2 protein-coding genes are annotated in these 2,752 nt (G+C 64.0%); one reads left to right on the top strand and one right to left on the bottom strand.

Translation table 11 applies throughout. From position 1 onward, the window contains the following. Positions 1–111: 111 nt before the first annotated feature. Positions 112–2,274: a methylmalonyl-CoA mutase gene (gene scpA, locus NEI07_RS11960; protein ID WP_256034810.1), complete on the bottom strand. Its 2,163-nt coding sequence runs from the start codon at positions 2,272–2,274 to the stop codon at positions 112–114. Between the two features lie 227 nt (positions 2,275–2,501). On the opposite strand from scpA, the gene NEI07_RS11955 reads away from it, so the two are divergent. Continuing rightward, positions 2,502–2,735, top strand: a complete 234-nt coding sequence (locus NEI07_RS11955; RefSeq protein ID WP_256034809.1) for a cysteine rich repeat-containing protein — start codon at positions 2,502–2,504, stop codon at positions 2,733–2,735. The last annotated feature ends 17 nt before the right edge of the window (positions 2,736–2,752 follow it).

Here is a 2,752-nt window from a genome sequence, read left to right as displayed (position 1 = left end):
GAGAGGGAGCGGATTGCGCTCGTCAAGCAGGATGATACGAAATCGTCGTGAGCGTCCCCTCTCCCGCGATAGCGGGGGAGGGACAGGGAGGGGGCAGTAAACCCGTCTGTCTCACCCCGCCTTCGCCACTTCGCGCTGCGCAAAGCCCAGACGGATATTCAACTCGTACAGCAGCTTCTCCGCCGCCAGCGGAATATTGGTGCCGGGCGGGAAGATCGCCGCCGCCCCAGAATCATACAACGCCTGGAAATCATCGGGCGGGATGACGCCGCCGACGACCATCATGATGTCGCCGCGCCCGGCGCGTCTGAGCGCGTCGCGCAGTTCCGGCGTCAGAGTCAGATGGCCGGCAGTCATCGTCGAGACGCCGACGATATGCACGTCGGCTTCCGCCGCTTTCCTGGCGACTTCGTCGGGCGTCGCGAAGAGATCGCCGATGACGACGTCGAAGCCCATGTCGGCGAAGGCCGAGGCGATGACCTTCTGGCCGCGATCATGGCCGTCCTGGCCCATCTTGGCGACGAGGATTCGGGGCTTGCGCCCGACGTTCTCTTCAAAGTCGCGCGTCATGCCGATGACGCGGCCAAGATGAACGCTCTCCTTGCCGGCTTCCTTCGCATAGACGCCGGAGATGACATTGGCTTTCGGCTGATGGCGGGAAAATACCTTTTCCAGCGCGAAAGAGATCTCGCCGACGCTCGCCTTCGCCCGCGCCGCCTTGACCGCGAGATCGAGAAGATTGGCGCCCGATGTGGCGCCGTCGGTCAGCGCGTTGAGCGCTGCTTGCGTCTTCGCTTCGTCGCGCTCGGCGCGCAGCCGCTTCAGCTTATCGAGCTGCGCGGCGCGCACCGCGGCGTTGTCGACCTTGAGCACATTTGGCTTGGCGTCGTTCACCGGCTGATATTTGTTCACGCCGACGACGACCTGCGTTCCGCTGTCGATGCGCGCCTGCGTCTTCGCGGCCGCTTCTTCGATGCGCTGCTTGGGAACGCCCGCGGCGATCGCCTTGGCCATGCCGCCCAGCGTCTCGATTTCCTCGATATGCTTCCAGGCCCCCTTGGCGAGCTCCGCGGTCAGGCGTTCGACATAGTAAGAGCCGCCCCACGGATCGATGATGCGCGTCGTGCCGCTCTCCTCTTGCAGCACGATCTGCGTGTTGCGGGCGATGCGGGCCGAGAAATCGGTCGGCAGCGCGAGCGCCTCGTCGAGCGCATTGGTGTGCAGCGACTGCGTATGCCCTTGAGTCGCCGCCATCGCCTCGACGCAAGTGCGGATGGCGTTGACGTAGACGTCCTGCGCCGTCAGCGACCAGCCGGAGGTCTGGCAGTGCGTGCGCAGCGTCATGCTCTTCTCGGACTTGGCGCCGAGATCCTTCATCAGTCGCGCCCAGAGCAGGCGCGCGGCGCGCAGCTTCGCGACCTCCATGAAGAAATTCATGCCGATGGCGAAGAAGAAGGAAAGACGCGGCGCGAAGGCGTCGATGTCGAGGCCCGCCGCGACGCCGGCGCGCACATATTCGACGCCGTCGGCGAGCGTGTAGCCCAGTTCGAGATCGGCCGAGGCGCCGGCCTCCTGCATGTGATAGCCGGAGATCGAGATCGAGTTGAACTTCGGCATATGCTTGGAGGTATAGGCGAAAATATCCGACACGATGCGCATCGAAGGGTCGGGCGGGTAGATGTAGGTGTTGCGCACCATGAATTCTTTGAGGATGTCGTTCTGGATCGTGCCGGTCAGCTTTTCGGCGGGCACGCCCTGCTCTTCCGCCGCGACGATGAAGAGCGCGAGAATCGGCAGCACCGCGCCGTTCATAGTCATCGACACGGACATCTGATCGAGCGGAATGCCGTCGAACAGCGTGCGCATGTCATAGATCGAGTCGATCGCGACGCCCGCCATGCCGACGTCGCCCATCACGCGCGGGTGGTCGGAATCATAGCCGCGATGGGTCGCGAGATCGAAGGCGACGGAGAGGCCCTTCTGTCCGGCGGCGAGGTTGCGCCGGTAGAAGGCGTTCGAGTCCTCGGCCGTGGAGAAACCCGCATATTGGCGGATCGTCCAGGGCTGGGCGACATACATCGTCGGATAGGGTCCGCGCACGTAAGGCGCGACGCCGGGATAGCCGTCGACGAAGGCGAGGCCCTCGATATCCTGCGGGCCATAGGCGTTCTTCACCTCGATCCCTTCCGGCGTCAGCCAGCGGCGAGGCTTCGCCTCCTGCTCGGGCGCGACGGGCGCAAAGGGAATTGATGCAAAGTTCGGTATCGCGGACATTCTTTCCTCGGCTATTTTGCCATTTTCTCTTAGACTAGAGCGGCCTATCTCGCAAAGCGGTGGCAGCAAAGGGCGGAGCGCGGCGATTTGAAGCGCTACGGGTCAACGCCTGTTCGGGTCGCCGCCCTCGCTCGGCGCGCCGCCCTCTTGCCCTGATCGCGGCGGGCGGGTCACAATCAGACTCCCGGCCAATCGCCTTCATCCCGACCCCAACCCAGGAAATTGACATGCGCTATTCCCTAAGCCTGTTGCTGATCGTCCTCTTCGCCGGCGTCGCGCCGGCTAAAGCTGCGCCGGGAGGTCAAATCCCCGACGACGTGAAGGAAAGATGCAAATCGGATTATTCGCGGCTGTGCAGCGGCGTCATGCCCGGCGGCGGGCGCGTCCTCGCCTGTTTTCAGGCGCATAAGGATGAAGTCTCGCCCGATTGCGCCGATGCGCTCTCCAAGATGAAGAACTGACGCGCCGCTTCCCGCGC

Source organism: Methylocystis suflitae, from assembly GCF_024448135.1.
GTDB classification, from domain to species: Bacteria; Pseudomonadota; Alphaproteobacteria; order Rhizobiales; family Beijerinckiaceae; genus Methylocystis; species Methylocystis suflitae.
This window is presented reverse-complemented; position numbering and strand designations above follow the sequence as displayed.